Raw genomic sequence first — 6466 nt, 5'->3', positions numbered from 1 at the left:
ATCCTGCTCGCCGGCCTCGGCGAACAACTCAACGCCGGAAGAAGTAGCTAGGATGCGAATGCGTCGGGAAAACTTGACGCGTCGGAGAATTCCGACGTAATGTGGGCGCATGCCCGATGTGTTTTCCGCCCTCGCCAACCCGACGCGTCGCGGGATCCTCGCCGAACTTCGCGAGCGTCCACAGACAGTCACCGAGCTGGTCGCCCAGTTCGAGCTCGGCCGTCCGGCCGTATCTGAACACCTTCAGGTACTACGCGCGGCGGGACTCGTACATGACGAGCGTGTGGGCCAGCACCGTGTCTACCACCTCGATGCGGGGCCCCTCGCTGAGGCGTCCGACTGGCTGCATCCGTTCGAGCGCTACTGGCGCGACCGCCTTCGCGGTCTGCGAGCGGCCCTCGATGAGGCGAACGCGAACCCCGGGGCACCCGGAATCCCAACCCCCAAGGAGCACGAATGACCACCACCCGCGCCGCCATCGAGTGCGACGAGTTCCTGCCATTTCCCGCCGAGACGGTCTGGCACGCGATCACCACGCCCGACCTGGTCGAACGCTGGTGGGCGGCCGGCGACATCCGGCCCGTCGTCGGCCACGCCTTCACACTCGACATGGGCCCGTGGGGACGGCAACAGTGCACCGTACTTGTGGCCGACGCGCCAAGGCTGCTGCGCTACACGTTCAGCGAGGGCGGCCTGGACTCGACGTTGACGTTCCGACTCGAACCCGAAGGCGCAGGCACACGGCTGTTCTTCACCCACGACGGCCTCGACCTCGACGACCCGCGCGGGCGCCAGGCGTACGAGGGGATGGGTCGCGGATGGCCCGGCGTCATCCATCGCATCGGCGGGGTGATCGCCGAAGCGAACAGTGCCGGGTAATGGTGCTTGCTCAACACTGTCGGCGCGCCCCCGTAAGCTGGAGGCATGGCTAGCAATTGGGACCGCCTGGATCCTCAGCTGCGCGAATCGGTACAGGCGAACGTGGAGCTTTACGAGCGCGTCCGGCCTGCCCTGAAGCTCGTCACCCGCGACGTCCTGCTGACCTTGCGGGACATGCTCAAGAACAGCGAGTCCGTTCCGCTCTTCGTCACGGGACGCACCAAGACGGTGGAGTCTTTCCGGGAGAAGATTTCCCGCACCGAGGTGCCGCTGGAGGGGGGTCCGCGTGTCCTGAAATTCCCGGATCCCTTCCGGACCCTGAATGACATGGTGGGCCTGCGTGTCATCACCAAGCTTCCGGCCGAGAACGCCGCGGTTGCAAACCTGATCAAGCGCCAGCGCCAGCTTTTCGATTGCCGCGGAGACCTTGAGAAAGCCATCGGCTCCATCGAGTCCGGCACCTACGGATATTCGAGCCGCCACCTCATTCTGCGCACCATCCAAAACGAGTCCGTGAAGGCCTACCAGCAGGTCTTCAATCCGGACATGCCGCCCAATGGCAGCTACTTCTTCGAGTGCCAGATCCGCACGGTTTTTGCCCATGCCTGGAGCGAGATCGAACATGACATCCGCTTCAAGGCCGAGGATCCGCGTGCCTGGACGCCGCATTTCGACCGCCAGTTCACGGCCACAGCGGCAATGCTGGAAACCGTGGAAAGTGCCTTCGCCGACCTCCACGAGCGCTACGAGGAAGTCCGCGGCTACTGGGATCTCGACGGCGATGGCTCCTTGCCGCTCACGCCCAACCGGGTGCGTGACGTCTGGCGGACGCTGCTCCCCCACGTCGACCGCAAGGTCGATGACGACTGGGGTTGGGCCGCGGAGCTTCTCGCCGCCCACGGCTTGAACAAGACCGTGGAACTCGCCGCCCTCCTCAACGCCGATCGGATCACCGAGGTCCGCAAAGCCCTGGACCACCGTTACTCGCCCGGGCCGGACCGCCTCCTGGATGACCTTCTGCTGTGGCAGTACGGCACCGAGCACATCGACCTCACCGCCGAGGCGCCCGACGCCGTCCCCCACCCCCGGCGGGACAGCCTCCAGCGGCGTCTCAAGCAGATTGAGCGGTACCGCCTGACCAAAAGCTGAGGCCCTGACCAACAGCTGTGCGCAGGGCTGCCGAAACAACGGTCATCTGACATATTTCGGCGCCACGGGTTCACGGAGTGGGCGCGTGGCCAAACACGGTGCCACGATAGAAAGATGCTTGAGGCAACAACCAACACCGCAGAAGTCCCCGTCCCGAATCCGGCATTGGCCGCGGAAGCCAAGGTCGCCAAGATCGCGGTCACGGTCTTCCCGCTCCTCGTGATCGTGGCCGGAGTGGCCGGCTTCCTGCTTCCCGATGCCTTCAAACCGCTGGCACCCAGCGTGCCGTTCTTGCTGGGCATCATCATGTTCTGCATGGGCCTCACCCTCACGCCTCCCGATTTCGCATCGGTGGCGAAGCGCCCGTGGGCCGTGGTCCTGGGCATCGTGGCCCACTACGTCATCATGCCGGGTGCGGGTTGGCTGATCGCCGTCGCGCTCAACCTGGAACCCCAACTGGCAGTGGGCCTGATCCTGGTGGGCTGCGCGCCGTCGGGAACGGCCTCCAACGTGATGGCGTTCCTGGCCAAGGGCGATGTTGCCCTCTCCGTGGCCGTCGCGTCCGTCTCCACCCTCGTTGCCCCGATTGTGACCCCTTTGCTGGTGTTTTTCCTCGCGGGATCGTTCCTCAATATTGATGCCGGCTCCATGGTCCTCGACATCGTCAAGACGGTCCTCCTCCCGGTCATCGGAGGCCTCGCGGCCCGCCTCTTCCTCAAGAAGCTCGTGCAGAAGGTACTTCCGGCACTTCCCTGGGCGTCCGCCGTCGTGATTTCGCTGATCGTCGCCGTGGTGGTGGCGGGTAGTGCCGGCAAGATCATAGCCGCGGGCGCGATCGTGTTCCTCGCCGTGTTGCTCCACAACGGCTTTGGCCTCGGCCTGGGCTATGCGGCGGGCAAGCTGGGCCGCCTCGATGACAAGGCACGCCGGGCCCTCGCGTTCGAGGTGGGCATGCAGAATTCAGGCCTTGCCGCCACTCTCGCGACCGCGCACTTCACGCCCTTGGCCGCGTTGCCATCGGCCGTGTTCTCCGTGTGGCACAACGTTTCCGGTGCCGTCGTCGCGGCTTGGCTGGCCCGGAAGCCGCTCAAGGAGAGCTGACAGCTACGGAGTCCTGAACTCCCATGGCGCGGTTTTGGTGGTTCCCGCGCCAATCGTGCGTCCGGCGAGCCTGTCCAGAAGCAGCGTGATCGCCCCTTCGAGCGCTTCCGGTTCCGGAGTCCCGCCCGTGGACCCCGGGGAAAGCACGTCGAAGCCGGCAGGCTGCATCGTGTCCGAAATGACTACCTGGGCGACTCCGCGCCGAGCCAACTCCCCCACCGTGAGGTCAAGGAGGGTGCCGGGTGGAAGAGCCGCGATGATGGCGCCGTCTGCGCCGCCGGAGAGCATGAACCGCCGCCACCCCTCGCCGATGAGGATGACGGGCTGGTAGCCGTGCTGGGGCAAAATGCGGGCCGCGGCCGTCCCCAAGGCCCGGTCCCACGGCCATTCCAGGTCGCCGATGGCAATCGCGACGAGGTCGGTCTTGCCGCGGCGCATTCCGCGGGCCGCTTGATTGGGTACGTAACCCAATTCCTTCGCAGCCGCTTGGACCCGCTCTTGTGTTGCCTCGCTAATGCGGGTGGTGCCACCGAGGCGCCCGGACAAGACGTAGGACACGGTGGTGAGGGAAACGCCGGCGCTCTTGGCGACGTCCCGGATGGTCGGCTTCGCTCCAAGTCCCATGGCCTAGCGCTTTCCTTTCTTGCGCGAGCCCCTGCCCCGGCCCTTGTCCGGGTTGGGCGCATAGCGCTGGGCAACTGCCGGCTTTTTGGCGCCGGTGCCGCGCCGGGCCGGTTTGGGTGCCTTCTTGGGCTTCTCCTGCCGCGCCGAGGGCTGCCGCGAGCTCTGCGCGGTCCGGCCACGGACGATGCCAATGAATTCCTCGATGACCTCGCTTGCGGAGTCGCTCGGCCACGCAAGGGCGATCTGCGTCCCTTCGGCCCCGGTCAGGCGCCGCGCCACGGTGTCCTTGACGTTGAAATGCCGGGCCACGGACATCGGCAGGATCACAAGGCCGGCGCCCGAGGCCACCACCTGCAGGGCCATCTCCGGCCCGCCCATCTCGGCGACGTCCAGGAAGTTCTCCTCCGCGAGGTCCTCCAACGCCACCTCCTCGAACACGGAGATTTCGTGGCCCTTCGGAGCCACCACCACAGGCTGCTCTTCATAGAGCGGAATGACGTGGAGTCCGTCGCGATCCACCGGCAAGCGCACAAAGCTGAGGTCCGCGGAACCGTCGCGCAGGACCTCCAGTTGCGCGCCGTCGTCGGACATGAACGAGTGCAGCGGAACGTCGGGCATCCGCTCTTCCCAGCGCCGGATCCATTTCCCGGGCGTCACTCCGGCGACATAGGCGAAAGTGAGCCCCTGGGGGCCGCTCGTTTCGTTGCCGGAGGCATCGGGGACGCCGACGGCGGGCGCGGATTCTTGATCGGATGGCACCAGTTCACAGTACCGCGCGGGCGGCGGCCAACGCAGCGCCAGCCAAGCTACCCCGCGTACACCTGGACGGCCGTGGCCTTCACTACGAAGTAGACGCGCGAGCCCGGTTCCAGCCCCAGCTCGGCGGACGCATTGGGCGTGATGTCCGCCGCCAAGTCGCCGGCCCGGACCCGGATATGGTCCCCATGCGGTTCCAGTTCCGTGACAGTGACGTGGAACGAGTTGCGCGGGCTGCCGTGGGCAGCGTCCAGGAAGATGGAAACGGCCGACGGCGGGAAGGCGGCCACGCCGGGGCCGCCCGGTTCCGCTTCGTCGTCGAGGTGTCCTGCGACATGAAGGTCGGGAAGCCCGGCGGTAGCGGGCGTCCTGAGTCCGTCCTCTGTGACGGTGCCGACCATGAGGTTCACCCCGGCCAGCCCCGCGGCGAACTGGCTTCGGGGACGCCGGAAGACCTCTCGGGTCACGCCTTCCTCCACGATCCTGCCCTTGTCCATCACGATGACGCGGTCCGCAAGCATGAGTGCGTCCAGGACGTCGTGGGTGATGACCAAGGCCCGGCGACCGGACAGGACCCGTTTGAGGAGCCGGCGCAGGTGCGGGGCGGCGTGGATGTCCAGGGCCGACATCGGTTCGTCAAGGAGCAGCAATTCGGGACTGGCCGCCAGTGCGCGGGCCACGGCAACCCGCTGGGCTTGTCCCCCGGACAACTGCCCTGGCTTCCGTGCGGCGAACTCGATGGCGCCGACTTCGGCGAGCCAATGCCGGGCCGTTTCGCGTGATTCCGCGCGGGAAGCGCCTGCGCTGCGCGGGCCGAAAGCCACGTTGTCCAGGACGCTTAGGTGCGGGAAGAGCAACGGCTCCTGGGCCAACAACGCCGTACCGCGGAGGTGCGGAGGGGTCCATACCCGGCTGCCGCCGTCGAGGTCGAAGAGGACCCGGCCCCCCAGGCGCGCAGTGCCGGCATCCGGCCGAACCAAGCCCGCCGCAACGGAAAGCAGCGTCGACTTTCCAGCCCCGTTGGGTCCGAGGATCGCCACGGTTTCCGCCTGTCCGAGGCTTAAGGAGACGTCGAGGTTCCGGGCGCGGACGGTGGCGTCGATGTGGAAACTCACGCGGCGGCCTCCGCGGGAATCTCGGCTCGGTGCGGACGCCGGTAAGACAGGCCGACGACGGCCACGGCCACCGCGACGAGAACGAGCGAAAGGGCGACGGCTGCGTCCGCGTCGGTTTCGCGCTGGAGGTAGATCTCAAGCGGCAATGTCCGCGTGACGCCTTGCAGGCTCCCCGCGAAGGTCAACGTTGCCCCGAACTCCCCCAGGCAGCGGGCAAAGGACAGCACCGTTCCGGACGCGAGGCCGGGGAGAACCATGGGGACGGTCACACGCCGCAGGACGGTGGTGGGCCGGGCGCCGAGCGTCGCGGCGACAGCTTCGTAGCGGTTGCCGGCCGTCCGCAAGGCACCTTCAAGGCTGACTACAAGGAACGGCAAGGCGACGAAGGTCTGGGCCAGGACCACCGCCGTCGTCGAAAAGGCGATCTGGATGCCCGCGAGCTCAAGGCTCTTGCCCAGGAGGCCCTGCCGTCCGAACGTGTAGAGCAGCGCGATGCCGCCCACCACCGGCGGCAGCACCAAGGGCAGCAGGACAAAGGCGCGCAGAAGCCGCTGTCCGCGGAAGGGCCGGCGGGCAAGGACAAGGGCCAGGGGAATGCCTAGGACAAGGCAAAGCGCCGTACTCGCGGCGGAGGTGCGGAGGCTGAGCCCCAACGCCGTCAGGGAGGAATCAGAGGTCACCAACGGGATGAACTGCGCCCAGTTGACCTTTGCGACCATGGCGGCCAAGGGCAACAAGACGAACAAGCCGGCCACCACCGCAAGCCAATAAACCCATCGTGGAATCCCGCTGAAGTTCATCAACGCCTACGTTGCGCTGAGGCTTGCGTCACCAGGGCTTTC

8 protein-coding genes are annotated in these 6466 nt (G+C 66.8%); 4 read left to right on the top strand and 4 right to left on the bottom strand.

The genetic code is table 11. From position 1 onward, the window contains the following. Nucleotides 1–109 precede the first annotated feature (109 nt). The 4 genes from L0B83_RS08305 (at nt 110) to L0B83_RS08290 (ending at nt 3129) form a co-directional block, all read left to right on the top strand. A complete protein-coding gene (locus L0B83_RS08305; RefSeq protein WP_234757933.1) occupies nt 110–460 on the top strand; it encodes an ArsR/SmtB family transcription factor in 351 nt (116 codons plus the stop codon). Beyond that, complete coding sequence (locus L0B83_RS08300; protein WP_234757932.1) at nt 457–879, top strand: SRPBCC family protein; 423 nt, start codon at nt 457–459, stop codon at nt 877–879. The genes L0B83_RS08305 and L0B83_RS08300 overlap by 4 nt, the downstream gene beginning before the upstream one ends. 45 nt (nt 880–924) lie before the next feature. Further along, the gene (locus L0B83_RS08295; protein WP_234757931.1) at nt 925–2028 is read left to right on the top strand and encodes a GTP pyrophosphokinase; all 1104 of its coding nucleotides are present in this window, start codon (nt 925–927) and stop codon (nt 2026–2028) included. 114 nt (nt 2029–2142) lie between these two features. Further along, nucleotides 2143–3129 (top strand): bile acid:sodium symporter family protein, encoded by a 987-nt coding sequence (locus tag L0B83_RS08290; protein WP_234757930.1) that lies wholly within the window; start codon nt 2143–2145, stop codon nt 3127–3129. A gap of 3 nt (nt 3130–3132) precedes the next feature. Here the strand turns inward: L0B83_RS08290 and L0B83_RS08285 are convergent, their stop codons facing one another. Genes L0B83_RS08285 through L0B83_RS08270 form a run of 4 tightly spaced genes read right to left on the bottom strand, consistent with a single transcriptional unit; the run spans nt 3133 to nt 6424 of the window. Continuing rightward, entirely contained in the window at nt 3133–3753 is a 621-nt protein-coding gene (locus L0B83_RS08285; RefSeq protein ID WP_234757929.1) for a LacI family DNA-binding transcriptional regulator, read from the bottom strand. A 3-nt stretch (nt 3754–3756) separates the two neighbouring features. After that, nucleotides 3757–4512: a LysR family transcriptional regulator substrate-binding protein gene (locus L0B83_RS08280; protein ID WP_234757928.1), complete on the bottom strand. Its 756-nt coding sequence runs from the start codon at nt 4510–4512 to the stop codon at nt 3757–3759. 47 nt (nt 4513–4559) lie between these two features. Next, on the bottom strand, nt 4560–5624 hold the full coding sequence (locus L0B83_RS08275) for a sulfate/molybdate ABC transporter ATP-binding protein (RefSeq protein ID WP_234757927.1): 1065 nt from the start codon (nt 5622–5624) through the stop codon (nt 4560–4562). After that, complete coding sequence (locus L0B83_RS08270; protein ID WP_234757926.1) at nt 5621–6424, bottom strand: ABC transporter permease; 804 nt, start codon at nt 6422–6424, stop codon at nt 5621–5623. Before L0B83_RS08270 ends, L0B83_RS08275 begins: the two co-directional genes overlap by 4 nt. Nucleotides 6425–6466 lie beyond the last annotated feature (42 nt).

This window comes from Arthrobacter alkaliphilus, assembly GCF_021483235.1.
Taxonomy (GTDB): Bacteria; Actinomycetota; Actinomycetes; order Actinomycetales; family Micrococcaceae; genus Arthrobacter; species Arthrobacter alkaliphilus.
The sequence above is the reverse complement of the archived record's forward strand: the minus strand, read 5'-3'. Positions and strand labels throughout refer to the sequence as shown.